Raw genomic sequence first — 24,239 nt, forward strand, 5'->3', positions numbered from 1 at the left:
AATCGATAGATTGTGGGGATGGATTGGCTGGGCCGATAGTACAGCCCAACCGTCAGGTGACTTCAGCGCACGTTCCGGAACAACATCAATCGCGCACTCTCATGCAGGCCACGGGTCAGCCCCTGCAACCGCTCAAACTCCTCGGGATACTGCTGAGCCACATTGTCCCTCGGCGTTTGCGACGCCAGGTCATGCAGGGTCGGCGAGCTGCCGTCGTGCTCCATTTGCAGCAGGAAGTCCTTGGTCACGCCGCCGATCAGCGGGAACGTGCCCTCGCGCAATACCAGCGGCACCACGCGCTCGCCTTCCGGCGCAGGTTGCTGGATATCCCGGCCCATCGCGCCATTGCGGAACGGTATGCCCGCCATGCCGGCCACGGTCGGCAGCAGGTCCGCCAGGCCGACGGCTTCTTCGATCACCCGGGGTTGCAGGCCGGGCGCGTGGATCATCATCGGCACGTTGTTGCTTTCCAGCCCAAGCTGCTCGAATGCCGGCGCCATGTGCGGAATCTGGCTGATTCGGGTGTTGTGGTCGCCGAAGAACACGAAGATGGTGTTGTCGTAGTAACCGCCAGCCTTGGCGATTTCCATCAGGCGGCCGATGTTGAAGTCCAGCAGGCGCACGGCGTTGTACTGCTCGACGCTGCGGCTGCCTGCGGCCTGGACTTGTTCCACGGTGAGGTCATGCACCTTGAAGCCATCGTTGGTCTTGGGGATGGTGAACGGGCGGTGATTGCCGGAGGTTTGCAGGTAGGCGAAGAACGGTTGGTCCTTGGGGATGGCCCGCAGCAGTTCGTCGCCTTCCTTGAACAGGTCCAGATCCGAAACGCCCCACACGTCCACCCGTGGCGAGCGCCAGTGGCTTTCGTCATACAGCTTCACGCCGTCGATGCTCTGGCGGATCAAGGCGTTGATATTCGCCCAGCCGGCATTGCCGCCGATCATGTAGAGCTTCTGGTAGTCCTCGAACGCATTGATCAAGGTGTGTTGCCGGGTGATCAGCGGGTTGCGGGTCGCCGTCTCCTGGCGGGTAACGTCGGGCACGCCGGTGATGCTCGCCCACACGGTTTTGGCGGTGCCGGTGACGGGCACGTAGAAGTGTTTGAAGAACCAGCTTTCCTTCGCCAGCTTGTCGAGGTTCGGCGTGGGGTTCAGCGGGTTGCCATAGGCGCCTACGGCGCTGGTGCCGAGGGACTCGAGCATCACGAAGATCACGTTCGGCGGGCGCTCGCCCTTGAGCTGATAAGGCTGCACGGCTTGTTCACGGGCGAAGTTCAACTGCTCGGGGTCGGGCTGGCTGACCCCCAGATAATTCGCGACTTGCGGGTAATGCTCTCGTACCCGCGCCTCATCGAATTGCGACTGGCCGACCTTGAGGGTGTCGTACAGAAACAGCACCGGGTTGAGGCCCGCGGCGGCGATCTGGTTGTTGCCGGAAAAGAACGCGTCGCTCCAGCGCAGGGGCACGGGATTTTCGATATTGAGGTTGGCGACGCGGCCGAGCAGGGCCAGCAATACCGCGATCACGCCGACGGTGGCCACGGATGCGATGGCCAACTTGCCAATGGGTTTGCGTTCGCCATCCAGGGTGATGCGTTCAAGGCGAACCAGGGCGTAGGTCCATAGGCCGACGGCGGCAAGCCAGCTCAAGGTTATCCACAGCACCGGGTAGGTTTCCCACACCATCTGTTGTGAAATCTGCGCGTCTTCCAGGTAACGCAGCACCGTGGCGTTGATGCGCACACCGAGGTAGGCGTAGTGGCCGAAGTCGATGATGTACACCAGCCCGACGATGGCCAGCGCCAGCAGCAGATAACCCCGTGCCAGCCAGCGCAGGGCGGGGACAGTCACCAGGTTCCAGCGTGGCAGCCAGGCGAGCAGTGCCAGGGGCAACAGGATCAGCACCGCCAGGCGCAGGTCGAAACGCAGGCCGATGCCCACGGTTTCCAGGAGTGCGGGCTCCCTTAGGTCGACCCCGGAAAATCCCCATACAAACACCAGCCGCAGTGCCGCCAGCAACGCAAATACCAAACCGATCGCGCCCACGCCGTAGCGCAGGCGGCGCGAGTGCAACCATCCCATCATTGACCTCTGTGCAATTTTAAAAGAGGGCGCCAGGCAGCCATCGCCAGCATCCACAACCCGGCCACCAGGCAGTAGCCCGTCAGCAGTGGGTCGATCAGATAGTCCCAGTAGTTTTCCGAGGCCTTGAGCCGCAGCGCGAACGCCAGGGTGCCCGCCGCGAGCATCCACACCGCCAGCGTATTACGCAGCCAGAGCATCAACAGTGCTGCCGCGCCTATCAGCACGATCATCGGCCGAGGGTTGAAACCCCAGCGGTAGGGGTCAAAGTACGTCAGGCCCATCGTTGCCGGGTACAGCACCAGGCTCAGGATGCCAAACAGCAGCAGCACCTGGACCTTCAGCGGGCGCTGGAGCGGCTGCACCACACCCAACCGGCACAGGCTGACCCACGCCAGCAACACCAGGGTGCTGATGGCCAGGTCATCGGTGAAGCTGCGCACATACGCCGCCAACGGCAGTTCGTTGACCGGGATAAAACTTACCACCACCAACACCGGCAGCAGCCAGGGGCGCCAGGGTGTTGTGACGCGCAACAGGCTGAGCAGCACAAAACCCAACAGCACAAAACTCAAATGCGCTTGCCATACAGAAACCATCACAGGCGCTCCGACAGCCAGGCTTCGTTGAAGCTGACATGTTTGATAAAGGTGTTATTCCACGAGTACACCAGGTGGTACATGCCGTCCGGGCTGCGGCTGAAGTACGGGTACTCGTATTCGAAATCGCAGCCACGGGGCTTGCACACCCGGTAATCCAGGTTGCTGAGGAAGCGTTGTTCCAGCGGCAGGCGCAGGGCACCGCTGGAGGCGCGGAAGCCTTCGCCGATGATTTCCTTGTAGGCCTCGGGGGAGAACGGTTGGCCCAAGGGGTCGGGGGATTGATCCAGTTCCACCACGGTGCGCCACTGATTGAGCTTGGCATCGGTGCCGTACAGGCTGAGCTTGAAGCGGCCGTCCTGCAGGTCGTTGAGGGCCACGAGCAAACCGTCGCCTTCAGTGCTGACGGCTGCCAGCGAGGAGTTGGGATTGGACGGTTCCAATGGGTAAGGCTCGCTCCAGGTTTGGCCGGCGTCTTCGGTGCGACTGGCGAGGACTCGGTGATGGGTTTCGCCGGCGTAACGCAACATGGCGATGGCGCGTTGGCCGTCCTGCGGGACGATGGTCGGCTGCAGCGAGTTCTTCCCACGGCTGATACGGAATTTGTCGACCACCGCACCGTCGGGGCTCAAGTACAGGTACTCGGCGAATTTGCCCATGAACTCGTGGTACACCGGCAGGCCGATGGAACCGTCAGCGTGGAATACCGGTGCGGCGCGCACCAGCGTGCTGATATTGAAGAATGGCGAGGTGATCAGTTGCCGAGGGGCCGACCAGTTCGTCCCCAGGTCATCCGAGACCATCACGTTGATCGCGCTGGTGGCCCAGCCGCCTACCGACACCGAAACGTAGAACATCCACAGGCGATTGTCCGGTGCCAGGGCGATCACCGGGTTGCCCAGCTTGCGGATGTAGCGGTGCGTGCCGTCGCGGGTGCTTTCGCGGGTGGCCAATACTTGCTCCGGGCCCCACTCGGCGCTTTTCGCGTCAAAGCGCGCGGTGCGCACCTGCACATCGGCGGCGCCCTCGCGGGAACCGGCAAACCACACGGCCATCAGGTCGCCGCCGGGCAGGGCGGTGACCGAGGAGGAATGCACAAAGTCATTGAGCTGCGAGGAGACAAAGCGGCTGCTGTATTGCGGGGCGGCCTCTGTTGGCGAGCTGTCCTTGGGGCCTTGGGCAAACGGCGCCAATACGTGGGGCGGATGACTTTGCCAGGCAGCGAAAAACACCACCAGCAGACTGCAGATCATTAAAAGCGGGCGCATAGAGAACCTGTCGGGAAAAAGGATTACTGCGCACGGTCATCCGGCAGGCGCCTCCTGCGGCCGGTGAGCATGGATAACGGCAGGTTGTCCCGCACCTGGATACTTTCAAACAACGCCGCCAGCACATGCACGCCTACCAGGCCGGCCAGTACATTGGCGGCAGTTTCGTGCAACAGCAGCGGCCAATCGGCGCCCCACAGGGCGTCGACTTCCTGCATCAAAAAGCCACTGGCACCGATAGCCAGCAGCGCCAGCAACATCAGAATCATCACCAGCGCGCCAATGGGCGAATGGCCCAGGCGGTGCTGCGGCCGGCGGTTGAGCAGTGAACGCACATGGCCCATGAGCCGTTCCGGCGTTGGCCAGAAGTCCGCCCAGCGCGCGCTGCGCGGACCGACAAATCCCCACACCAACCGCACCAGCAACCAGGCCATGGCGTAATAGCCCAGCCATACGTGCCAGTCGTCGCCTGCTTCGTTGAAGAAGTAATTGGCCACAAAGACGCCGGCGATGGAGAGGTGAAACACCCTCACCACCGGGTCCCAGAGGCGCAGGGAGGTTGCTGGCATCAGCCCTTGATCTCTGTCTTCACGGCCTTGCCGGTGACTGGATCGTGGTAGATCTCGACCTTGCGCTTGTCCTTGTCAAAGCCATAGATCTCGTAGCAGTTGCCGTCAGTAACCTTGAACTTGCTGATCTCGTAGCCCTGGGCCTTGAGTTGCTCCTGAAAGGCCTTCTGGTCCTGCCATTGCGAGCGCTCGGCAGTGGTGCATTGCGGGCCGGCGAAGGCCATGGGGCTGGCGATAATCAGCGACAGCAAGAGAATTTTGCGCATGGAAGCACTCTCAGCAGATGTGGGAGATTTCACTGTGCAAAACCAACCTTAGCGAAAGCTTAGTTGGCAACGGCTCGTAACATCTTTCCCGAAATAGCCTCGACGGTTACACGGCATCATGCCGCCGGTTACTCCAGAGAATCAGTTATGCGCCTGCTCCTTGTCGAAGATGATCGTGCCCTTGGCCAAGGGATCCGCGTGGCCCTGGGCGCCGAAGGCTACACCCTGGACTGGTTGCAGGATGGCGTCAGCGCCTTGCACGCGTTGCGCACCGAAAGCTTCGACCTGCTGCTGCTCGACCTCGGCCTGCCGCGCCTTGACGGCCTCACACTCCTGCAAACCCTGCGCGCCGAGCAATACGACCTGCCGGTGCTGATCCTTACCGCCCGCGACGGCACCGCCGAGCGCATCGCCGGCCTGGACGCCGGCGCCGACGACTACCTGGTCAAACCCTTCGACGTCGAAGAGTTCAAGGCCCGTGTGCGCGCCCTGTTGCGCCGCAGCCAGGGCCGCGCGCAACCATTGCTGGAACATGCGGGCGTGAGCCTGGACCCGGTGACCCAACAGGTCAGTTATCAAGGCGAGGACGTTGTGGTCACGCCGATGGAATACCAACTGCTGCACCAACTGATGGTGCGCCCCGGCAAAGTCGTCACCCGCGAGCGGTTGTCCCGCGCGCTGTACGGCTGGCAGGACCGCGTCGAAAGCAACACCCTCGAAGTCCTTATCCACAACCTGCGCAAAAAACTCTCCACCGAACTGATCCGCACCGTGCGTGGCGTGGGCTACATGGTGGAACTCAAACCATGAATTCGGTCCGCGCGCGCATCCTCATTCCGGTACTGGTGCTGATCCTGCTGGGTGATGGCCTGATCAGTTGGCTCGTGCTGCGGGACAGCCACCACGAAATCGAAGAAGTCTACGACGCCCAACTCGCCCAAAGCGCCCGTTTGCTGCAAGGCGTACTGCGCCAGCGCGATCCCGGCGATGCCGACTGGGACCGCCTCTACCAGGCTTTCGATCAAGCCATGAGCCGTGTCGGCGAAGACGGCGCCGCGCACCCCTACGAAACCCGCCTGACCTTCCAGGTATGGCGCGCCGACGGCCAACTGCTGGTGCGCTCCACCGACGCGCCGATCCTCAACGCACCGCCCACCACCCTCGGGCCTCACGACCTGATGGAAAACGGCAATGACTGGTGCGCGTTCATGCTCGCCGACATGCAACAAGGCCTGCTGATCTGGGTGGGCGAGCGCGACGACATTCGCCAGGACGTGATCCAGCGCATCATCCGCCACACCCTCTGGCCCATCCTGATTGGCGTGCCGCTGCTGGCGTTGTTGATCTGGCTGACCATCGGCTGGGGCCTCAAGCCCCTGCGCGCCATGGCCCAGGCCATTCGCGGGCGGGACAGCAATACGTTGCGACCGCTGCAACTTGAACCGTTGCCGGCGGACCTGGAACCGATGCAAACCGCGCTGAACCGCCTGCTGGTGCAGGTGGATGACCTGCTGGAGCGGGAGCGTCGGTTTATCGCGGACGCGGCGCATGAACTGCGCACGCCGTTGGCGATATTGCGCATTCACGCGCAGAACGCCCAGAGCGCGGAAACCGAGGAGCAGCGGCGAGAGGCGTTGGACTTCCTGGTGAATGGCGTGGACCGGGCGACGCGTATTGGCAGCCAACTGCTGACCATGGCGCGCATCGAGCCGCAGTTGAACAACACCGTACGAGTGCGTGTGCCGTTGACGGAGTTGGTGCGCGAAGAACTTGCGGAACTGACGCCCCTGGCGATGGAGAAAGGCGTTGAGTTGGTGCTGGAAGGGGATGAGGAATGCTGGATTGAAACGGACCCCGTGGCGTTGGCGATTGCGCTGCAGAACCTGGTGACCAATGCGCTGAATTTCTCGCCGGCGGGGAGTGAGGTGAGGGTGATGGTGCGGGGGACGGATTCAGGAGGGGTGCAGCTGTGTGTGGAGGATGCGGGGCCGGGGATTGATGAGGGGGAGATTGGGCGGTTGTTCGAGCGGTTTTATAGCCGCGGGAATGCAAATGGGGCCGGGTTGGGGTTGGCGATTGTGCAGATGATCGTGGGGAAGATTGGGGGGCGGTTGGAGTTGTATAACCGGGAGGTGGGTGGGTTGTGTGCGCGGTTGAGTTTTAGCGAGGGGGCTGCTTGAAAAGGCCGTCGTTATAACCACGGCTTTCATCGCAAGGCTACGGTGCTGTGCTGAATAAATGCGGATGTTCTGCCTGAAATGCTTTGAAAGTCTTGTACTTCCAGCGGTCGCCGCCCGGGTCTTCATCCGATGAACTGACCTCGCCGAAATACCAATGCTCTGACTCGAACTGTTCTCCGTCCTCATCTTCGTGGATGAAGTGAAAACCCACCTCGTGTAGGCCTGGGGGGATGATCAACCCCCATTCGTTTGCAAGGCTTCTGCCCGTTATTCGGGTTTGACGAAAGTAGTCGTAGTCGAAGGGCAGAATAGCGCCGAGGTAGCGGCTTTTATCGATGTAGACGCAGACTTCGCTTGAGAACATGTCGGGCACCAGAATGGCTGCTACGATCCAGCATTCAGGTGTTTCATCGGGCCGGGCTTGAATCAGGTGCGCGGCCGCGTTGATCAATTGCTGAGCGCAGTGTGCCTGGATCGCCGGGGTTGTTTGCTTGCCTTCGACCAAGGTTTCTATGACGGGGATTTTGAAATTTTCAAATCCTCGCCTCACTGGGAAGTCTTCTAAAAACCAGCCTTCGAAACTATCTGCCCATCGGCTTATTGCGCGCAAGCGCCTGGGGATGTTGCGGAGTTTTTTGTCTGAAAGTGCAAGACGACGCATAGGGTATGAATACTCTTGGTTTGCTTCTGTTTGTGAGGCCCGGGCTTATTCTTGATCACCAGGACTTTCTATAATCGAGAGCGAGAAAGTAGTCACTTTCCGACGAAATAATTTTGTGACTGAAGAGCGGCTGTATAGTTAATAGCCATTCTTCACGCAGCTGGAACATTCCGTTGTTAATGTCGTCTTCAACGGACAGTCTGAGCGAGTCGACAACGGTATAGTCCTCGCCCAAGTCTGCGGAGCGCTCTATTCCTAAACCAAGCTCTGTCGACTTATCGAACCATTCCAGTCTTAATTTCAGTCCCATATGCCCTCACAAAAATTTTTTGATATTTCGTTTTTTCTTAGGCTTTTTCAGCCGTTCACCAGTTATGTGGTTGAACGCCCCCAAGTGACTGCCATCGCTTGCTCTATACGCCTCTAGTTCGCCGTGCTGCGAGTCCCACTCGTAAATTATCCGTCCTTTGTCATCAATCCAGCGCTCTCTAAGCCCTGCCCCACCTTGCTTTGGGGTCTTGGGTTTTGCCTTGCTCAGGTTTAGGAAACCGGTGATTTCGTCTGTGCCAGGAGCGGAATGGTATTTGTGATCGCCCGCCCTAACGCTAACCACCACATACAGCGGCCGAACCCCCGACTCCACCGGAAACACCAGAATAAAATCCCGATACTCCGGCGGATAAATCGGGTTAACCAGAATCTGCTCGGCAGCCTCCGTCGGCGGATAAATCCACATCACCGGAGCTTGCGGTGCAGCTTCCAATGCCGGAATGCCAAGGGTGTCGCCAGGATCAATGGCCGGCGTCCAAATCAGCTCCACACCCTCGCCAAGATCCGCCACGAACTGACTGTCACGACTCTGAAACTGCACCACATCGATCATCTGCCAGTCGGTATTTTTACCGGTGTAAAACCCATACCCCTTGAGCGTCCCGTCGTCGCGTTGCTCGATATGCAAGCGCATCCGCGAGCGGGCTTTTTGCAGGTTACGAAGCTGCTCTTCGCTATAGAGCGCACTGTCGCCAAGCTCCGATGGCCAAGCCAGCGCCACCAGCCCTGCAAGCAAGCTCCCCGCTGCGGCGCCGACCGCCGCAGCCGAGGACTCCAATGCCGCTGTGCGCAATACAAGCTGGCCAAGCCCTACGGGCAGGGCACTACCACTGATTTTCCTGAGGGACACGCCGCCGTGGCTGTCCATCTCCCGCCCGCCTAACAGCGTGAAGTGGCCGTAGTCCTTGATCAGCTCAAGCGGCACATAGCCGGTGGGATTGTTGTAGCTGATGATCCCGTCGGGCAACTGGCACGACTTGGCGAATACGTGGCCTGGAATCCTCGCGGGTTCAGGCGATGGCGGGGGAGGCGCTTCATACAAATCAATGAACGGTGAATTCGAAATCTGCTTAGGCTGCGGAGTCAGGATTCGCCGCTTCAGCTGCTCTTCTTCGGTAATTGGATACGCGCGCTCTGTCATGACGACTCACTTCCCTGTGCAAGGAAGCGAGCCTATGAGAGCGGAGAAGAACCTGAAATTCTCGCTGTTCGATGGGAGGTGTGGGAAATGTCATCAGATCAACAGCGACAATCGCGTCCCACGCTGCAGGCCGCAAAGTACGACGAGTAAGTAGATTCGTCCCCTGTGCTCCTTACTGACGAACAGCTCACTGACTAGCGGTCGTTTCGTTTATTGCGATTTTCGTTTATTTCGTCTAGCGTTGGTCTCACTCAGTTGAGTACTTGCCGGAGCGAAATCATGATTGCCAGCCATCTCCCCAAAACCGTCCTGCCGTTGGAAAAGGAAGTCGAAGCCGCCGTACAAGGCCAGCGAGCGTTGGCGTCTCTACTATCGACCAAGTTTGAGACCCAGCGTATCGACATTTTCGACAAGGAAGACAAGCCTCATACGCTGGTGCTACCTACCTCAGCGCTGCGCCTGCTGGTCGATATTTTGGGTGAGTTGGCCATTGGTAATGCCGTAAAGGTTGTGCCGGTCCACGCTGAACTGACTTCCCAGGAAGCTGCCGACATGCTCAATGTGTCGCGACCGCATTTGGTCAAGATGCTGGAAGAGGGCGCTATTCCATTCACCAAAACCGGACGGCATCGGCGGATACGGTTTTCTGATTTGATGGCGTTCAAGCAGCGGCGTGAGGATGAAAGTCAGGAGGCGATGGATGCGTTGGCGCAGCAGGCGCAGGAGTCGGGAATGGGGTATGAGGGATGAGGTGTTCGCCTTTTACTGCGGTATACGACGCCTGTGTTCTCTACCCTGCGCCACTCAGGGACTTGCTTATGTGGCTTGGCCTTTCGGGGCTTTTTCGAGCGCGATGGACTAATCAGATTCATGAAGAGTGGAAGCGAAATGTGCTCAAGAATCGACCTGACTTAACGGTAGCTCAAATGGATTGCACTTCGGCGCTGATGGACATGGCGATACCGGATGCTCTGGTGACGGGGTACGAGGATCTTTGTTCGAGCCTGGATTTGCCTGATCCTGATGATCGTCATGTGCTCGCGGCGGCGATCAGGAGTAAGGCCGAGGTTATCGTGACCTTCAACTTGAGGGATTTTCCAGCGCGGGTGTTGGACGCTTACGACATTGAAGCGATGCATCCGGATGACTTTGTTTCGGATCTTTGGGATTTGGATCAGGCAGCTGTGTTGGCTGCGGCGCAGAAGCAAAGGCGATCGCTGAAGAGGCCGCCGATGGATGCGGGGAATTACCTGGAGATGTTGATGCGGCAGGGGTTGGTGCAGACGACTAAGTTTCTTGGGCCTTATGAGGTGATGTTGTAGAGATTGTGTCAGATGGGCTGCATCTGCCGGTCAGATGTTTCTTGGCATATCTGGAGTAAATAGATCTGCCCCCCTAAGTTTCCGACCCCTAAGTTTCTAATGTTGAGATTGATTTCACTCGTCACAGGCGAGGTAGAGCGACGCATTTTTTGGAAGAACCTGTGACGTGAGGTTTTCAATGACCTTGATCTGATTTGCTGTAAGCAGATAGTCGTAGACGCCGTCACTCTCTGTCTGCCAACCCATGATGGTGCGCAAATCTTCAGCTTTCACATTGAGGGAGATTTCAGCTGAAATGTTGTCGCTACTTATAGGCACAACGTATATCAAGTGCTTCACGGCTTTACTCTTTTCAAGTCATCTGTGTCTTTAGTTTCTTCACCCGTTATCGGATCGAAATTCGCCGCTTCAGCTGTTCTTCTTCGCTAATTGGATACGCGCGCTCTGTCATGGCTGCTCACTTCCCTGTACAAGGAAGCGAGCCTATGAGGGCGGAGGCGAACCTGAAATTCCCGTTGTTCGATGGTGTGCGTGGGAAAACTCACTTTCTGAATGGGTGCTCACCTCCTAATCAGGTGTAGGAAGCTTCCAGTTCGCGTGCAGGCGTCGAAAAACCGGTGTGTCGATATGCTAGGGTCGTGCGCCATAACCGATAGGGATAAGGCGAGTGCCTGCCCTCAGTGGAAATTGGACAGGACGCCAGTTGATGATTTATGAAGATGTAGACCCGCAACTACTTGCCTTTTTGCATGACCCTATGGCGAACACGACTGCCCTCCCGCCAGCTGGCAAACGTCTCACCTGGCGCAGTCGAATGCTTTACAAAATACCCGCACTGCGTCGGCTGATTTGTCCCGAACAGGTTCAGGCAATACTCTGGGAGAAACTTAAGGCAAACCTGGAACAGGCCCGACAATCGCTGCCGCAGTATCTCTTCGAAGACAACACACCGCTCAACCCTAATACGGTTAACCGGTTCACAGATCAACTGGGTAGCTATTTCAGGATTGAGGTGGCGTCTGCAGGTCATGGTGCGTCATCAGCGTCGGGAAGTGATACGTACGCTGATTTTAGTAAAGCCTACACATGGGCGGCGCTTGAATATACGTGCAACAGGATTGCCGAAAACCTGCAGCTGCGAGCCGTACATAACTTATCCATCCTGAAGAATGCTAACTTGTGGTTGTGTTATTACCTCAGTGAAATCTATTTTCTCATGGGGCATGGGCTTCTGACTGCCAGGTTGGTTGGGAGCACTCTTCACATTGTACCTACCGCGAAACTACAGCGACGGATCAAGGGGTATTGGTTGGCGGAGGTTACTGAGGCTAATTCTAAAATCAGTGATACACGCACATTGTATGACATGGCGGAACTGTTGCAGAAATATGGCCGTTTGAATCCGGATTTGCGTGGGCTTCTGGTGGATCAGACTCTCGATAAATGCCTGTCTATACATTCGGAGTACTTGTCCGCCGCCATGACACGGCATCCCAAGTATCATTACTTGCGAGAAATAGTCGATTTTGCCGTTCACCTGGAGCTGCGTGTGATGTCGGGCGAACGTACAACCGATGAAGCTTACCTGAGGACTATTGTCAGTCCTGCCACGGTGGATATGATCAACAGTGCCTTGGCCGGACGCGCACCAACGTTGGACTCCGCCAGCAGTTTCATAGAATACAAGGGCGGCGTTTATGTGCGGGGAGCGCTGAACTTTAAGTATGGGTTGAGAAAATTCGTCAGGTACTTGCTAGGTACCGCAACCATCAATGGGAAAGAGGCGGACTTTGGCCAACTGCTCGGAGCCGGCTTCGAAAAAGATTACGTTTTAAATTACATTAAAAAACTCAACGATCCACGTCTGGAAGTGTTTGGGGAATTCAAGCCGGGCAATAATGCGAAAATCAAGGGGTATGATATTGATTTGGTGGTTCGGGACCTAGAGGATGATATTTATTACTTTATTCAGGTTAAATATCAATTATCGGAAATTCCAACCTATCTTTCGGAGCAGTGCCAGCTATTTCTTAATGCTAATTTTCGTACCGGCTTTGTCAGGCAGTTGGCCGTGCTAAGGGGCACTATTTCCGATGAAAGTATTCGCCAGAAACTGAGCCAGCATGGCCTGGCCGGTGCTCACGCAGGTAATAGTCACTTTGTATTGTTGCACAATATCCCCTTCCTGAACTTTTATGAACTGGATGGTATTTTCTTTTATGAGTGGAATCTGCTTCGGAATATTCTACGTGATGGGCGGGTGCAGGTTCGAAAAGATCAACACATTACCGAAGAGCGAGTGTTGAGCAAACCACGGATGCATCGGCCTCAGGAGATGGTAGACGCTTACTTCAACCAGTCGCAGAGCGGAAGGCAGATGACCGAGCACTATGATGTCTATTGCAGGGCTAATACGCGCTTTGTTTTCGATGAGCTGGACGTGATCTGCAAACTGTTATGACGTCCAGTGGTTTGCCCCTGAGCGGGCGTGATTGTTTAGGTCCGATCACGGGCAAGGCTGGCTTCTTCAATGGTTTTTTCAGGTAGTCCTGAGCAGCGCATTGGTTCAAAGCACATGCCGGGAAATCACCCTCGATATCTCAACAATCGACGTCTTCCCCGTGAACTCAAACTTCACTTTCCCCACCGCCGAAAAGTAAATCTCCAGCTCCGAATCCAGATCGAACGTCCCGGAGGATTCCACCGAATACGCGACGATATTTTTATACGGCAGGGACGTGAAATCCTTTTTGCTGCCGGTAACTCCCTGCACGTTCACGGCGATGATGCGCTTGGTGGTGAACACCACCCCATCGCGCATGGCCTTATAGGAATCGATGACCTGCTCATCATCCAGCAGCAATGACGAAACGCGCTCGGCGTATTCGTTGTTCTGCTTGAGCTTGAAGAAGCCTTTGTTGTTGAAGTCGATCATGTGCCTTTCCTTGGGTGAGTGGTGCAGCAGATGCCGGTACCGGTGTATGACGTTTTGCTCGCGGATCTGTATCTAACGGCGTTCCTTTTATCGACCTACCATGGCGCCAACAACCCGCCGGCCATTACAAGGTTTTACGTCGTCAAGGAGCCACACCATGCCCGAACTCTCCAGCGTGCTTGCCTACGGCCTGATCTCGCTCGGCATGGTGCTGACGCCCGGCCCGAACATGATTTACCTCATTTCGCGGTCGATCTGCCAGGGGCGAGTGGCCGGGCTGATTTCCCTGGGCGGCGTTGCGATGGGTTTTGTCGTCTATATGTTCTGCGCGGCATTGGGTATCACCGCGTTGGTGATGGCGGTTCCCTATGCCTACGACGCGCTGCGGCTCGGCGGGGCGCTGTATCTGGTTTACCTGGCCTGGCAGGCGGTGAAGCCGGGTGGCCGGTCGCCGTTCCAGGTGCGGGACTTGCCCAAGGACAGCCCGCGCAAGCTGTTCATGATGGGCTTTGTCACCAACCTGCTGAATCCCAAAGTGGCAGTGATGTATCTGTCGTTGCTGCCCCAGTTTATCGACCCCAACGGGCACGCCAGTGTGCTCTCGCAATCGCTGGTACTGGGCTTTACGCAGATCATGATCAGCGTGAGTGTCAACGGGCTGATCGCTCTTATGGCGGGCTCGATCGCGGGGTTCTTCATCCGCAAACCGGTCTGGCAAACCGTACAGCGCTGGTTGATGGGCTCGGTGCTGATGGGCCTGGCTGTACGCATGGCGGTCGAAGGCAGGCGTTAAAGGATCGCCTTCAGGTAATCCTTGAGTGCGTTGAGCGGGGCATTGAGTTCTTCGAGTGTCGTCGCTTGGCGTACATCCAGCGCAAGCCGTTGCAGCTCGCGGCCCATCACGGTGTGTGCACCGCCCAGGGATTCGAGGGCCAATGCCAGGCACTCGTCGATCTTATGCTGGATGGCGTTGATATCGCCCTTGCGCACCAGCAAGCCAAACACCTCCCGCTCATAGCCGTCCATGACCAGGTCGTCCCGCAGAATCGGGCTCGCGCCTTCGGTCTCATGCACCAGCTTGAGCGCAAAAAGCGCTACAGCTTCCAGCGTCTGTTCCATGGCCAAGGTTCCTCTTTTCTCGCGTTCGCCCGCTGATCATCACTTTCCTGCAGGCGAAAAAAAAGACCTTGAATTTCAAGGTCTTTTTTTAAGATGGTGCCCCGAGGGAGACTCGAACTCCCACTCCTTTCGAAAACGGATTTTGAATCCGCCGCGTCTACCAATTCCGCCATCAGGGCTCAATGGCGGCGAAGTATAGAGATGAGATTACCGTTGGTCAATCACGTTTCATGGTCAATTTTCACTATTTCCGCTAGACTTCCCGGCCCTGCTAGACGAACCCCATCATGCGCGTTGCTGACTTTACTTTTGAGCTCCCTGATTCGCTGATCGCTCGCCATCCTTTGGCCGAGCGTCGCGCCAGTCGACTGCTGACCCTGGACGGGGTCAGCGGTGCCCTCGCACACCGTCAATTCACTGATTTGCTTGAGCATTTGCGCCCGGGCGACTTGATGGTTTTCAACAATACCCGGGTGATTCCGGCTCGCCTTTTTGGCCAGAAAGCATCCGGCGGCAAGCTGGAAATTCTGGTGGAGCGGGTGCTGGACAGCCATCGCGTACTGGCCCATGTGCGCTCCAGCAAGTCGCCGAAACCGGGTTCGAAGATCCTTATCGATGGCGGTGGCGAAGCAGAAATGCTGGCCCGTCATGATGCGTTGTTCGAGCTTGGGTTTGCCGAGGAAGTGTTGCCGCTGCTGGAACGCGTCGGCCATATGCCGTTGCCTCCTTATATAGACCGCCCGGATGAAGACTCGGACCGCGAGCGTTATCAGACGGTGTATTCCCAGCGCCTGGGCGCGGTGGCTGCACCGACGGCGGGGCTGCATTTCGACCAGCCGCTGCTGGATGCGATTGCCGCCAAAGGCGTTGAAACGGCCTATGTGACCCTGCACGTGGGGGCCGGCACGTTTCAGCCGGTGCGTGTGGATAACATCGAAGACCACCATATGCACAGCGAGTGGCTGGAAGTCAGCCAGGACGTCGTGGATGCGGTTGACGCGTGCAAGGCGCGCGGCGGGCGGGTGGTGGCGGTCGGTACGACCAGCGTGCGCTCGCTGGAAAGCGCGGCGCGCGATGGCGTGCTCAAGCCGTTCAGTGGCGACACAGACATCTTTATCTACCCGGGCCGGCCGTTTCATGTGGTCGATGCCCTGGTGACCAATTTCCATTTGCCGGAATCCACGCTGTTGATGCTGGTGTCGGCATTTGCCGGTTATCCCGAGACCATGGCCGCTTATCAAGCCGCCATCGATAACGGATACCGTTTTTTCAGCTACGGTGATGCGATGTTTATCACCCGTAATCCGGCGCCGCGCGGCCCAGAGGAACAATCATGAGTCGTATGTCGTTTGAATTGCTGGCCACGGATGGTAAAGCTCGCCGCGGCCGTTTGACTTTCCCTCGCGGTACCGTCGAGACCCCGGCTTTTATGCCGGTCGGAACCTACGGCACGGTAAAAGGCATGCTGCCGCGTGACATCGTCGCCACGGGCGCCGAGATCATCCTCGGCAACACCTTCCACCTGTGGCTGCGCCCGGGCACCGAAGTGATCAAGAAGCATGGCGACCTGCATGACTTCATGAAGTGGCAAGGCCCGATCCTCACTGACTCCGGTGGTTTCCAGGTGTTCAGCCTGGGCGCCATGCGCAAGATCAAGGAGGAGGGCGTGACCTTCGCCTCCCCGGTGGACGGCGCCAAAGTGTTCATGGGCCCGGAAGAGTCGATGCAGGTGCAACGTGACCTGGGCTCCGACATCGTGATGATTTTCGACGAGTGCACGCCGTACCCGGCCGATGAAGACGTCGCGCGGATTTCCATGGAACTGTCGTTGCGTTGGGCCCAGCGCTCGAAAAACGCCCATGGCGATAACACCGCTGCCCTGTTCGGTATCGTGCAGGGCGGCATGCATGAAAGCTTGCGCAAGCGCTCGCTGGACGGCCTGGACAAGATCGGCTTCGACGGCTTGGCCATCGGCGGCCTGTCGGTGGGCGAGCCCAAGCACGAGATGATCAAGGTGCTGGATTACCTGCCGGGCCTGATGCCGGCTGACAAACCTCGTTACCTTATGGGCGTTGGCAAACCGGAGGATCTCGTAGAGGGTGTGCGCCGCGGTGTGGACATGTTCGATTGCGTGATGCCAACCCGTAATGCCCGCAATGGGCATCTGTTCATCGATACAGGCGTGCTGAAGATCCGTAACGCGTTCCATCGCCATGATGAATCGCCGCTGGATCCTACCTGTGACTGCTACACCTGCCAGAACTTCTCGCGCGCTTATCTGCACCATCTGGACAAGTGTGGGGAAATGCTGGGTAGCATGTTGAATACCATCCACAATTTGCGTCACTACCAAGTCCTGATGGCTGGTTTGCGCGAGGCTATTCAACAGGGTACATTGGCCGCCTTCGTCGATGCCTTCTATGCCAAGCGCGGGCTGCCTGTGCCGCCCTTGGACTGAGTTTTCCGACCCTAAGATTCACTATTTGCAACTGGAGTGCTAAATGAGCTTTTTTATCTCTAATGCCATGGCTGATGCCGCTGCACCGGCCGCTGCCGGTCCTATGGGCGGTGGTTTTGAGTGGATTTTCCTGGTCGGCTTCCTGGTCATCTTCTACCTGATGATCTGGCGTCCACAGGCCAAGCGCGCCAAAGAGCAGAAGAACCTGCTGGGCAGCTTGCAGAAAGGCGACGAAGTCGTGACCACTGGCGGCATCGCCGGCAAGATCACTAAAGTGTCCGACGCTTTCGTGGTTCTGGAAGTCTCCGACACCGTAGAAATGAAGTTCCAGAAGGGCGCCATCGCTGCCACGCTGCCAAAAGGCACGCTCAAAGCGATCTAAGTAACAACCTTTACCAATCGACGGGGCGCGCAAGGCGCCCCGCGTTATAAGCGGGCGGCGTGATGCTGAACAAATACCCTCTGTGGAAATACGTACTGATCCTGGCGGTGCTGGCGATCGGTTTTATTTATTCCGCTCCCAATCTCTATCCTGATGACCCGGCTATCCAGATCACTGGCGCCAGCACTGCGCTGCAGGTCAATCAGGCTGATCTGGACCGTGCGAGCAAAGCGCTCACCGACGCGGGTATCCAGGTTAAAGCGGCAAGTTTGGCTGCTGATGCGAAGGGCGGCTTGTTGCGCCTGACCAAGCAAGAAGACCAATTGCCGGCAAAAGACGTTGTGCGCAAGGTCATGGGTGATGACTACGTCGTCGCACTGAACCTGGCACAGACCACGCCAAAATGGCTGCGCGCGATCGGCGCACACCCGATGAAGCTGGGTCTGGACTTGTCCGGTGGTGTGCACTTCCTGCTGGAAGTGGACATGGATAAGGCCCTCGACGCTCGCCTGAAAGTCTACGAAGGCGATGTGAAGAGCCTGCTGCGTAAAGAGCGCCTGCGTTATCGCAGCCTGCCGCAGCTCAACGGTGCCATCCAGCTGGGCTTTGCTGACGAAGCAACCCGCGAACAGGCCCGTGCGCTGATCCGCAAGAACTTCAACGATTTCGACATTGTTCCGGCCGACCTCAATGGTCAGGCGGTACTGCGTCTGGCGATGACCCCGGCCAAGCTGGCGGAAATCCGTGAATACTCGATCAAGCAGAACTTGACCACGGTACGTAACCGCGTCAACGAGCTGGGTGTGGCCGAGCCGATCGTTCAGCGCCAGGGTGCCAACCGCATCGTGGTTGAACTGCCGGGCGTGCAGGACACCGCTGAAGCCAAGCGTATCCTGGGTAAAACAGCCAACCTGGAATTCCGCCTGGCGGCTGAGCCGGGTGCTACCCGTGCTACTGCAGAAGAGTTCGAGTTCCGTGAAGGCAATCGTCCACCTGCACTGATCGAGCGTGGCTTGATCATTACGGGTGACCAGGTGACCGACGCCAAGGCCGGTTTCGGTGAGCACGGTACGCCTGAAGTGAACATCCGCCTGGATGGCCACGGCGGCGAACTGATGAGCCGCGCAACCCGCAGCAACGTCGGTCGCAGCATGGCGGTGATCTTCATCGAGCAACGTCCTGTCACCACCTACACCAAGCAAGTGGTCGACGGCGTCGAGAAAGACGTACCGGTACAGACCTTTAAAGAAGAGAAGAAGATCATCAGCCTGGCGACCATCCAGTCGCCGCTGGGTGCTCAATTCCGCATCACCGGCCTGAACGGCCAGGGTGAGTCGTCCGAACTGGCGCTGCTGCTGCGTGCCGGTGGCCTGGCCGCCCCGATGTACTTCGCTGAAGAACGTACCATCGGCCCGAGCCTGGGTGCTGACAACATCACCAAGGGTATCGACGCTGCACTGTGGGGCATGCTGTTCGTCTCCCTGTTCATCATCGCCATCTATCGCTTCTTCGGCGTCATCGCCACCGTCGCGCTGGCGGGCAACATGGTGATGCTGCTGGCCCTGATGTCGCTGCTGGGTGCAACGCTGACCCTGCCAGGTATCGCCGGTATCGTACTCACCATGGGTATGGCGGTTGACGCCAACGTACTGATCTTCTCGCGGATTCGTGAAGAGATTGCTGCGGGCATGACCGTGCAACGGGCAATCAACGAAGGCTTCGGCCGGGCATTTACTGCAATTCTCGACTCCAACCTGACCACCCTGTTGGTCGGCGGGATTCTCTTTGCCATGGGCACCGGCCCGGTCAAAGGTTTTGCGGTGACCATGTCCCTCGGTATCTTTACCTCGATGTTCACGGCCATCATGGTGACCCGCGCAATGGTCAACCTGATCTTTGGCGGACGTGACTTCAAGAAGTTGTGGATTTAAGGGGCTGCCATGTTACGTACAATCAACTTCATGGGCGTTCGCAACGTTGCGTTCGGCTTCACCATGCTCCTTACCGTTCTGGCGTTGTTCAGCTGGTTCCATAAGGGCCTGAACTACGGTCTGGACTTCACCGGCGGTACGCTCATCGAGCTGACCTACGAGAAGCCGGCCGACGTTAGCCTGGTGCGCAACGAGCTGGTCAAGGCCGGCTATCACGAAGCTATCGTGCAGAGCTTTGGTGCCACCACTGACCTGCTGGTGCGTATGCCCGGCGAAGACCCGCAACTGGGTCACCAGGTAGCCGAGGCCTTGCAGAAGGTCGGCGGCGACAACCCGGCGTCGGTCAAGCGCGTCGAGTTCGTGGGCCCGCAGGTAGGTGAAGAGCTGCGCGACCAGGGCGGCCTCGGCATGCTGATGGCGCTGGTCGGCATCATGATCTACCTGGCTTTCCGCTTTCAGTGGAAGTTCGGTGTCGGCGCCATTGTGTCGCTGATCCACGACGTGATCGTGACCGTGGGCATCCTGGCCTACTTCCAGATCACCTTCGACCTGACGGTATTGGCGGCGGTGCTGGCAATCATTGGCTACTCCCTCAACGACACCATCGTGGTATTCGACCGGGTTCGTGAGAACTTCCGGGTGCTGCGCAAGGCGACGTTGATCGAGAACATCAACATCTCCACCACCCAGACCCTGCTGCGCACCATGGCGACTTCGATCTCCACCTTGCTGGCGATTGCCGCACTGATGGTGTTCGGTGGCGACAACCTGTGGGGCTTCTCGCTGTCGCTGTTCATCGGCGTGCTGGCGGGTACCTACTCGTCGATCTACATCGCCAACGTGGTACTGATCTGGCTGAACCTCAACAGCGAAGACTTGATCCCTCCTGCCAGCACCGGCAAGGAGGTCGACGACCGCCCTTGATGGGTGATTGTTGATCTGCTGTTACAAATAAGGCGCGAGTATTGAACTCGCGCCTTTTTTTTTGCTCCAAGGCTGGGTATAGCGCGGATCGTTCGGTCCGTTTGTGATGGTCAGGAGGTTCACGTGAACAAGTCGTTACTGGTTGGTGCGGTATTGGGTGCTGTCGGTGTGACTGCCGGGGGTGCTGTTGCCACCTACAGCCTGGTAAAAAGCGGCCCTGAGTATGCGCAAGTGCTGGCGGTGCAGCCGGTGAAAACCCAGATTAAAACCCCGCGTGAAGTCTGCAAGGATGTTGCCGTAACCCGGCAGAAACCTGTGCAGGATCAGCATCAGATCGTCGGTACGGTGGTCGGTGCGCTGGCGGGCGGCCTGTTGGGTAATCAGGTCGGCGGCGGTAATGGCAAGAAGCTGGCCACCGTGGCCGGTGCGGTCGGTGGTGGTTACGCTGGTAACAAGGTTCAGGAAGGCATGCAGAACCGCGATACCTACACCACCACGCAAACTCGTTGTAATACCGTTAATGACATCAGCGACAAGGTTGTCGGGTACGACGTACGTTACACCCTGGACGGCAAGGAAGGCTCCGTGCGCATGGATCGTGATCCAGGCAACCAGATCCCCGTCGACAAGGAAGGGCGCCTGGTTATCGGTCAGAACCAGCCGCAGCAGTAATCCCAGGTATAAAAAAAGCACCCCGAGGGGTGCTTTTTTGTGCTCGCTCGCTTAGCGCTTCAGCGAAGCCGGCAGGTGCGGCTGGATCGCCGTCAGGACTGCCTTGAAGCATTTGGTGTTGCCGGCAACCACGTGACCCTTCTCCAGGAAGTCGTGACCACCGGTGAAGTCGCTCACCAGGCCGCCCGCTTCTTGAATCAGCAGTGCGCCTGCAGCCATGTCCCACTCGGACAGGCCCGACTCCCAGAACGCATCAAAACGGCCGGCAGCGACATATGCCAGGTCCAGGCTGGCTGCGCCGGCGCGACGGATGCCGGCGGTCTGGCCAACCAGGGCGCGGAACATGCCCAGGTAGTTTTCCAGGTTGTCCATCTGGTCGTCACGGAACGGGAAGCCGGTACCCAGCAGGGCGCCGTCGAGGCTGGTGCGACCGCTGACACGCAGGCGGCGACCGTTCAACTGAGCGCCACGGCCACGGCTGGCGGTGAATTCTTCCTGGCGAACCGGGTCCAGCACAACGGCGTGTTCCAGGCGGCCACGGTATTTGCAGGCAATGCTCACGGCAAAGTGCGGGATACCGCGCAGGAAGTTGGTGGTGCCATCCAGTGGGTCGATGATCCACAGGTAGTCTTCGCCTTCGCCGCTACCTTTGTGCAAACCGGTTTCTTCACCGAGGATGCCGTGGGTAGGGTAGGCCTTGCGCAGCGCGTCGATGATTTTCTGCTCGGCGGCGCGATCCACCTCGGATACGTAATCCTTGGCGTCTTTTTCGTCGACCTTGATGGTATCCAGGCGCTCGATGGAGCGGAAGATCAATTCACTGGCGCTGCGGGCGGCGCGCAGCGCGATATTCAGCATGGGCTGCATGGATGTGTCACCTAAGGTTGTTAAAGAAAGCCGAGCATTCTAGCAGAAACTTTCTTCAGGTGAAGGACGACGTTACCTTTCATGGCATAACCTTAGGCTGTTCTGTAAGATTTGCTCCCCTTTCCCGTGTCCGAGAGCGCCTCCCTTGCTGCAAAACATCCGTGTCGTCCTCGTCAATACCAGTCATCCCGGCAATATCGGCGGCGTGGCGCGAGCCATGAAGAACATGGGGCTGACGCGCCTGGTGCTGGTGGAGCCGCGGGTGTTCCCGCACCACGAGGCCGATGCGCGCGCGTCTGGCGCCAATGACATCCTCGAAAAAGCCCAGGTCGTTGCCACCCTGGAAGACGCCCTGGTCGGCTGCAACCTCGTGCTCGGCACCAGCGCTCGCGACCGTCGCATCCCCTGGCCGCTGCTGGATCCTCGCGAATGCGGGACCAAAGTCGTGGAAGAGGCCGCCGGCGGCGCTGAAATCGCCTTGGTATTCGGCCGTGAAGACTCCGGCCTGACCAATGAAGAGCTGCAGCGATGTCATTATCACGTGCACATTCCATCAGACCCTGAGTTCAGTTCGCTGAACCTCGGGGCAGCGGTGCAGGTGTTGAGCTATGAAGTGCGCATGGCTTGGCTGGCCGCTGAAGGCCAGCCAAGCAAGGTTGAAAAGGATGAGGTTGCTTCGACCAAGAGTGGCGAACTGGCCACCATGGACGAGCTGGAGCGATTCTATGAGCACTTGGAGCAAACCCTGGTGGCCATCGAGTTCCTCGATCCGGAAAAACCGCGGCACTTGATGGCGCGCCTGCGTCGGTTGTACGGACGCAGCTCGGTCAGCCGGGCAGAAATGAATATATTGCGTGGCATCCTCACGGAAACCCAGAAAGCGGCCCGTGGCGAGCTTCTTAAACGGAAGGATTAAAAATGTTCGAGCGTTTGCGAGAAGATATCCAGAGTGTTTTCCACCGTGACCCGGCGGCGCGCAACGCCTTTGAAGTGCTGACCTGCTACCCGGGCATGCATGCGATCTGGATCCATCGCCTGTCCGGCGCCTTGTGGGGCATGGGCTGGAAATGGCTGGCGCGGCTGGTGTCGAACTTCGGCCGTTGGTTGACCGGGATTGAGATTCATCCGGGCGCCAAGGTCGGCCGTCGTTTCTTTATCGACCACGGCATGGGCATCGTTATTGGCGAGACCGCCGAGATTGGTGATGACGTGACCCTGTACCAGGGCGTGACCCTGGGTGGCACAACCTGGAACAAAGGCAAGCGCCACCCTACGCTGGAAGATGGCGTTGTAGTCGGGGCGGGCGCGAAGGTGCTCGGTCCGTTTACCGTGGGTGCGGGCGCCAAGGTCGGCTCCAATGCTGTGGTGACCAAGGCTGTACCGCCTGGCGCAACGGTTGTCGGTATTCCGGGGCGGATCATCGTCAAGCCGGAAGTGGGTGATGAGCAGGAGGCCAAGCGCAAGGCCATGGCCGAGAAGATCGGCTTCGATGCCTATGGCGTCAGCGAAGACATGCCTGACCCGGTAGCGCGTGCCATCGGTCAGTTGCTGGATCACCTGCAAGCGGTGGACGGCAAGCTGGACGGTATGTGCGGTGCCCTGAAAGACCTCGGCAGCAGCTACTGCGCCAAGGATCTGCCTGAGCTGCGCAAGGAAGACTTCGCCGAGATCAAGGACGAAAGTGCCGCCACCAAGGCTGGCTGAAGTCTCGCAATCACTGCAAAACCCATGTGGGAGCGGGCTTGCTCGCGAAAGCTGCGCGTCAGTCACCGAATATATTGACTGAATCACCGCATTCGCGAGCAAGCCCGCTCCCACATTTTGACCTTCATTAGCCCCGAATTCCCGCTTGGCCCTGTTCCCGCTGGTCCATCCCGTCCCGCCCTGCTATGATTCGCGCGCCCTTTTTACGGGTATTCCTGACTAAAGTACTAGGTCTTATAGTTGACTTAAATACTCGGGAATCGCATACTTGCTCCCATTCTGAAACACCTTGGTACTTGTCCATGAGACTGACTACAAAAGGCCGATACGCGGTGACCGCCATGCTTGACCTGGCCTTGCACGCGCAAAATGGGCCGGTGTCCCTGGCCGATATCTCCGAGCGCCAAGGCATTTCCCTGTCCTACCTCGAGCAGTTGTTCGCCAAGTTGCGCCGCAGCAATCTGGTTTCCAGCGTTCGTGGTCCAGGCGGCGGCTATCAATTGTCCCGCGAGATGCAGGGCATCCAGGTCGCCCAGGTGATCGACGCGGTGAACGAATCCGTCGATGCCACCAAATGCCAGGGCCTGGGTGATTGCCACGCAGGCGACACCTGCCTTACGCACCACTTGTGGTGTGACCTGAGCCTGCAGATCCATGAGTTTTTGAGTGGTATCAGCTTGGCTGATCTTGTGACTCGCCGTGAGGTGCAAGAAGTAGCCCAGCGTCAGGACCAGCGCCGTTGCAATACCAAGGCGCCGCGTCTGGACAAGATTGAAGCGTCCGCCGTCGAGTGACAGCCGAAGAGCTAACGGCACGCCAGCCAGCCTGAT

The 24,239-nt window shown here is 58.2% G+C and carries 27 protein-coding genes and 1 tRNA gene; 15 read left to right on the plus strand and 13 right to left on the minus strand.

Translation table 11 applies throughout. The features are described 5' to 3' along the window. Positions 1-62: 62 nt before the first annotated feature. The 5 genes from HX839_RS21255 to HX839_RS21275 are packed head-to-tail and all read right to left on the minus strand — an operon-like array spanning position 63 to position 4,783. Entirely contained in the window at positions 63-2,081 is a 2,019-nt protein-coding gene (locus HX839_RS21255) for an LTA synthase family protein (protein ID WP_177067656.1), read from the minus strand. After that, positions 2,081-2,680: a hypothetical protein gene (locus HX839_RS21260; protein ID WP_087695143.1), complete on the minus strand. Its 600-nt coding sequence runs from the start codon at positions 2,678-2,680 to the stop codon at positions 2,081-2,083. Before HX839_RS21260 ends, HX839_RS21255 begins: the two co-directional genes overlap by 1 nt. Next, positions 2,680-3,948: an exo-alpha-sialidase gene (locus tag HX839_RS21265; protein ID WP_102606350.1), complete on the minus strand. Its 1,269-nt coding sequence runs from the start codon at positions 3,946-3,948 to the stop codon at positions 2,680-2,682. The genes HX839_RS21260 and HX839_RS21265 overlap by 1 nt, the downstream gene beginning before the upstream one ends. 23 nt (positions 3,949-3,971) lie before the next feature. Beyond that, a complete protein-coding gene (locus tag HX839_RS21270; protein WP_003210336.1) occupies positions 3,972-4,517 on the minus strand; it encodes a cytochrome b/b6 domain-containing protein in 546 nt (181 codons plus the stop codon). Further along, on the minus strand, positions 4,517-4,783 hold the full coding sequence (locus HX839_RS21275) for a PepSY domain-containing protein (RefSeq protein WP_003210334.1): 267 nt from the start codon (positions 4,781-4,783) through the stop codon (positions 4,517-4,519). Before HX839_RS21275 ends, HX839_RS21270 begins: the two co-directional genes overlap by 1 nt. A gap of 147 nt (positions 4,784-4,930) precedes the next feature. On the opposite strand from HX839_RS21275, the gene HX839_RS21280 reads away from it, so the two are divergent. Continuing rightward, the gene (locus HX839_RS21280; protein ID WP_177021394.1) at positions 4,931-5,593 is read left to right on the plus strand and encodes a response regulator; all 663 of its coding nucleotides are present in this window, start codon (positions 4,931-4,933) and stop codon (positions 5,591-5,593) included. Further along, positions 5,590-6,963, plus strand: coding sequence for a sensor histidine kinase (locus tag HX839_RS21285; protein WP_177067657.1), 1,374 nt, complete (start codon positions 5,590-5,592; stop codon positions 6,961-6,963). Before HX839_RS21280 ends, HX839_RS21285 begins: the two co-directional genes overlap by 4 nt. 37 nt (positions 6,964-7,000) lie before the next feature. On the opposite strand, the gene HX839_RS21290 is transcribed toward HX839_RS21285, so the two are convergent. The 3 genes from HX839_RS21290 to HX839_RS21300 are packed head-to-tail and all read right to left on the minus strand — an operon-like array spanning position 7,001 to position 9,095. Then, positions 7,001-7,624 (minus strand): DUF3916 domain-containing protein, encoded by a 624-nt coding sequence (locus tag HX839_RS21290; RefSeq protein WP_177020400.1) that lies wholly within the window; start codon positions 7,622-7,624, stop codon positions 7,001-7,003. Between the two features lie 55 nt (positions 7,625-7,679). Further along, positions 7,680-7,934 (minus strand): colicin E3-like toxin immunity protein, encoded by a 255-nt coding sequence (locus HX839_RS21295; RefSeq protein ID WP_102368185.1) that lies wholly within the window; start codon positions 7,932-7,934, stop codon positions 7,680-7,682. Positions 7,935-7,940: 6 nt separating this feature from the next. Beyond that, positions 7,941-9,095, minus strand: coding sequence for an S-type pyocin domain-containing protein (locus HX839_RS21300; protein ID WP_177020401.1), 1,155 nt, complete (start codon positions 9,093-9,095; stop codon positions 7,941-7,943). 279 nt (positions 9,096-9,374) lie between these two features. Between HX839_RS21300 and HX839_RS21305 the strand changes: the two genes are divergently transcribed. Together HX839_RS21305 and HX839_RS21310 are read left to right on the plus strand one after the other, a co-directional pair. Continuing rightward, on the plus strand, positions 9,375-9,845 hold the full coding sequence (locus tag HX839_RS21305; RefSeq protein ID WP_177020402.1) for a helix-turn-helix domain-containing protein: 471 nt from the start codon (positions 9,375-9,377) through the stop codon (positions 9,843-9,845). Beyond that, positions 9,842-10,417, plus strand: a complete 576-nt coding sequence (locus HX839_RS21310) for a PIN domain-containing protein (protein ID WP_177020403.1) — start codon at positions 9,842-9,844, stop codon at positions 10,415-10,417. The genes HX839_RS21305 and HX839_RS21310 overlap by 4 nt, the downstream gene beginning before the upstream one ends. A 114-nt stretch (positions 10,418-10,531) precedes the next feature. On the opposite strand, the gene HX839_RS21315 is transcribed toward HX839_RS21310, so the two are convergent. After that, positions 10,532-10,756, minus strand: coding sequence for a hypothetical protein (locus HX839_RS21315; RefSeq protein WP_177020404.1), 225 nt, complete (start codon positions 10,754-10,756; stop codon positions 10,532-10,534). Positions 10,757-11,123: 367 nt separating this feature from the next. Between HX839_RS21315 and HX839_RS21320 the strand changes: the two genes are divergently transcribed. Next, positions 11,124-12,878, plus strand: a complete 1,755-nt coding sequence (locus HX839_RS21320; protein ID WP_177067658.1) for a hypothetical protein — start codon at positions 11,124-11,126, stop codon at positions 12,876-12,878. Between the two features lie 105 nt (positions 12,879-12,983). On the opposite strand, the gene HX839_RS21325 is transcribed toward HX839_RS21320, so the two are convergent. Further along, entirely contained in the window at positions 12,984-13,352 is a 369-nt protein-coding gene (locus HX839_RS21325; protein ID WP_177067659.1) for a PH domain-containing protein, read from the minus strand. Positions 13,353-13,509: 157 nt separating this feature from the next. Here HX839_RS21325 and HX839_RS21330 point away from each other — a divergent pair, with 157 nt between their 5' ends. After that, complete coding sequence (locus tag HX839_RS21330; RefSeq protein WP_134325800.1) at positions 13,510-14,145, plus strand: LysE family translocator; 636 nt, start codon at positions 13,510-13,512, stop codon at positions 14,143-14,145. Here HX839_RS21330 and HX839_RS21335 read toward each other — a convergent pair. Next, a complete protein-coding gene (locus tag HX839_RS21335; RefSeq protein WP_177067660.1) occupies positions 14,142-14,471 on the minus strand; it encodes a hypothetical protein in 330 nt (109 codons plus the stop codon). The genes HX839_RS21330 and HX839_RS21335 overlap by 4 nt on opposite strands. 94 nt (positions 14,472-14,565) lie before the next feature. Continuing rightward, a tRNA-Leu gene (locus tag HX839_RS21340) sits at positions 14,566-14,650 on the minus strand. A gap of 108 nt (positions 14,651-14,758) precedes the next feature. On the opposite strand from HX839_RS21340, the gene queA reads away from it, so the two are divergent. The 6 genes from queA to HX839_RS21370 all read left to right on the plus strand — a co-directional run bounded on the left by queA (position 14,759) and on the right by HX839_RS21370 (position 20,838). After that, positions 14,759-15,808, plus strand: a complete 1,050-nt coding sequence (gene queA, locus HX839_RS21345) for a tRNA preQ1(34) S-adenosylmethionine ribosyltransferase-isomerase QueA (RefSeq protein WP_003210316.1) — start codon at positions 14,759-14,761, stop codon at positions 15,806-15,808. Between the two features lie 5 nt (positions 15,809-15,813). Next, on the plus strand, positions 15,814-16,929 hold the full coding sequence (tgt, locus tag HX839_RS21350) for a tRNA guanosine(34) transglycosylase Tgt (protein WP_166742186.1): 1,116 nt from the start codon (positions 15,814-15,816) through the stop codon (positions 16,927-16,929). A gap of 43 nt (positions 16,930-16,972) precedes the next feature. Then, entirely contained in the window at positions 16,973-17,311 is a 339-nt protein-coding gene (gene yajC / locus HX839_RS21355; protein WP_003175975.1) for a preprotein translocase subunit YajC, read from the plus strand. 62 nt (positions 17,312-17,373) lie between these two features. Further along, a complete protein-coding gene (secD, locus tag HX839_RS21360) occupies positions 17,374-19,242 on the plus strand; it encodes a protein translocase subunit SecD (protein ID WP_003210312.1) in 1,869 nt (622 codons plus the stop codon). 9 nt (positions 19,243-19,251) lie between these two features. Continuing rightward, a complete protein-coding gene (gene secF, locus HX839_RS21365; RefSeq protein ID WP_003210311.1) occupies positions 19,252-20,166 on the plus strand; it encodes a protein translocase subunit SecF in 915 nt (304 codons plus the stop codon). A gap of 123 nt (positions 20,167-20,289) precedes the next feature. Continuing rightward, positions 20,290-20,838, plus strand: coding sequence for a glycine zipper 2TM domain-containing protein (locus HX839_RS21370; protein WP_003210309.1), 549 nt, complete (start codon positions 20,290-20,292; stop codon positions 20,836-20,838). Between the two features lie 51 nt (positions 20,839-20,889). Here the strand turns inward: HX839_RS21370 and suhB are convergent, their stop codons facing one another. Further along, complete coding sequence (suhB, locus tag HX839_RS21375) at positions 20,890-21,705, minus strand: inositol-phosphate phosphatase (RefSeq protein WP_003175971.1); 816 nt, start codon at positions 21,703-21,705, stop codon at positions 20,890-20,892. Between the two features lie 145 nt (positions 21,706-21,850). Here suhB and trmJ point away from each other — a divergent pair, with 145 nt between their 5' ends. From trmJ to iscR, 3 genes are all read left to right on the plus strand, one after another. Next, positions 21,851-22,621 carry a tRNA (cytosine(32)/uridine(32)-2'-O)-methyltransferase TrmJ gene (gene trmJ / locus HX839_RS21380; RefSeq protein WP_003210307.1) on the plus strand — a complete coding sequence of 257 codons (771 nt, stop codon included), beginning with the start codon at positions 21,851-21,853 and terminating at the stop codon, positions 22,619-22,621. A gap of 2 nt (positions 22,622-22,623) precedes the next feature. Then, complete coding sequence (cysE, locus tag HX839_RS21385) at positions 22,624-23,409, plus strand: serine O-acetyltransferase (RefSeq protein WP_008438291.1); 786 nt, start codon at positions 22,624-22,626, stop codon at positions 23,407-23,409. Between the two features lie 302 nt (positions 23,410-23,711). Next, positions 23,712-24,203, plus strand: coding sequence for a Fe-S cluster assembly transcriptional regulator IscR (gene iscR / locus HX839_RS21390; protein ID WP_177027913.1), 492 nt, complete (start codon positions 23,712-23,714; stop codon positions 24,201-24,203). Positions 24,204-24,239: the final 36 nt, after the last annotated feature.

Origin of the sequence: Pseudomonas sp. I8001, from assembly GCF_013385345.1 — a bacterium.
In the GTDB taxonomy this organism is placed as follows: Bacteria; Pseudomonadota; Gammaproteobacteria; order Pseudomonadales; family Pseudomonadaceae; genus Aquipseudomonas.

Bases quoted from the DNA above. Each gene is read 5' to 3' on its own strand.
- HX839_RS21260 (WP_087695143.1), bottom strand. From the start codon at position 2,680: ATGGTTTCTGTATGGCAAGCGCATTTGAGTTTTGTGCTGTTGGGTTTT.
- tgt (WP_166742186.1), top strand. From the start codon at position 15,814: ATGTCGTTTGAATTGCTGGCCACGGATGGTAAAGCTCGCCGCGGCCGT.
- HX839_RS21255 (WP_177067656.1), bottom strand. From the start codon at position 2,081: ATGGGATGGTTGCACTCGCGCCGCCTGCGCTACGGCGTGGGCGCGATC.
- HX839_RS21275 (WP_003210334.1), bottom strand. From the start codon at position 4,783: ATGCGCAAAATTCTCTTGCTGTCGCTGATTATCGCCAGCCCCATGGCC.
- HX839_RS21310 (WP_177020403.1), top strand. From the start codon at position 9,842: ATGAGGTGTTCGCCTTTTACTGCGGTATACGACGCCTGTGTTCTCTAC.
- secD (WP_003210312.1), top strand. From the start codon at position 17,374: ATGCTGAACAAATACCCTCTGTGGAAATACGTACTGATCCTGGCGGTG.
- iscR (WP_177027913.1), top strand. From the start codon at position 23,712: ATGAGACTGACTACAAAAGGCCGATACGCGGTGACCGCCATGCTTGAC.
- HX839_RS21325 (WP_177067659.1), bottom strand. From the start codon at position 13,352: ATGATCGACTTCAACAACAAAGGCTTCTTCAAGCTCAAGCAGAACAAC.
- HX839_RS21280 (WP_177021394.1), top strand. From the start codon at position 4,931: ATGCGCCTGCTCCTTGTCGAAGATGATCGTGCCCTTGGCCAAGGGATC.
- suhB (WP_003175971.1), bottom strand. From the start codon at position 21,705: ATGCAGCCCATGCTGAATATCGCGCTGCGCGCCGCCCGCAGCGCCAGT.
- HX839_RS21300 (WP_177020401.1), bottom strand. From the start codon at position 9,095: ATGACAGAGCGCGCGTATCCAATTACCGAAGAAGAGCAGCTGAAGCGG.
- HX839_RS21290 (WP_177020400.1), bottom strand. From the start codon at position 7,624: ATGCGTCGTCTTGCACTTTCAGACAAAAAACTCCGCAACATCCCCAGG.
- HX839_RS21295 (WP_102368185.1), bottom strand. From the start codon at position 7,934: ATGGGACTGAAATTAAGACTGGAATGGTTCGATAAGTCGACAGAGCTT.
- HX839_RS21265 (WP_102606350.1), bottom strand. From the start codon at position 3,948: ATGCGCCCGCTTTTAATGATCTGCAGTCTGCTGGTGGTGTTTTTCGCT.
- HX839_RS21305 (WP_177020402.1), top strand. From the start codon at position 9,375: ATGATTGCCAGCCATCTCCCCAAAACCGTCCTGCCGTTGGAAAAGGAA.
- yajC (WP_003175975.1), top strand. From the start codon at position 16,973: ATGAGCTTTTTTATCTCTAATGCCATGGCTGATGCCGCTGCACCGGCC.
- HX839_RS21285 (WP_177067657.1), top strand. From the start codon at position 5,590: ATGAATTCGGTCCGCGCGCGCATCCTCATTCCGGTACTGGTGCTGATC.
- HX839_RS21335 (WP_177067660.1), bottom strand. From the start codon at position 14,471: ATGGAACAGACGCTGGAAGCTGTAGCGCTTTTTGCGCTCAAGCTGGTG.
- queA (WP_003210316.1), top strand. From the start codon at position 14,759: ATGCGCGTTGCTGACTTTACTTTTGAGCTCCCTGATTCGCTGATCGCT.
- HX839_RS21330 (WP_134325800.1), top strand. From the start codon at position 13,510: ATGCCCGAACTCTCCAGCGTGCTTGCCTACGGCCTGATCTCGCTCGGC.
- secF (WP_003210311.1), top strand. From the start codon at position 19,252: ATGTTACGTACAATCAACTTCATGGGCGTTCGCAACGTTGCGTTCGGC.
- cysE (WP_008438291.1), top strand. From the start codon at position 22,624: ATGTTCGAGCGTTTGCGAGAAGATATCCAGAGTGTTTTCCACCGTGAC.
- HX839_RS21320 (WP_177067658.1), top strand. From the start codon at position 11,124: ATGATTTATGAAGATGTAGACCCGCAACTACTTGCCTTTTTGCATGAC.
- HX839_RS21270 (WP_003210336.1), bottom strand. From the start codon at position 4,517: ATGCCAGCAACCTCCCTGCGCCTCTGGGACCCGGTGGTGAGGGTGTTT.